1 protein-coding gene is annotated in these 426 nt (G+C 70.2%); it reads right to left on the bottom strand.

Annotation, left to right across the window (positions count from 1 at the left end):
* Positions 1–252: GNAT family N-acetyltransferase (locus AC31A1_RS51760; protein ID WP_489659968.1), on the bottom strand; the 252-nt coding region annotated here is incomplete at its 3' end.
* Positions 253–426 lie beyond the last annotated feature (174 nt).

The raw sequence follows: 426 nt of genomic DNA, 5'->3' as shown, positions 1-426 counted from the left end.
CTCCCACACCGACTCACCCCGCCACTCCCGCTCCCAGAACCCGATCGAGCCGACGGTCTCCCCGCTCCCCGCCAACTCGACCCGGTACATGCACCCTCGTCCCAGCCCGACGTACCGCCGATGCCGGGCATCGAGCTGCGCCGCACTCTCGGGACCCCCCAAGTGCGCAGTCATCTCAGGGCTGTTGAGCCGCTCCAACAACCAGAAGTCACCCTCACCCCAGGGCTGAAGCCGTACGAGTTCCACGTCCATGCCGAGCACACTAGGCGGGCCCACTGACAATCGGCTCACACCGCACACGGCCGGCCCCGCGCCCCTAGAGGAACACCGGACAGTCCCCGGAGGTACGGCGGATGACCGGACCGCCGTAGTGGCCGGTGCGGTCGGCACAGCACTCGTCGGGGTGGGCGGGGCGCTGCTCGGGCC

Source organism: Streptomyces sp. P5F9 (assembly GCF_057961495.1).
This window is presented reverse-complemented; position numbering and strand designations above follow the sequence as displayed.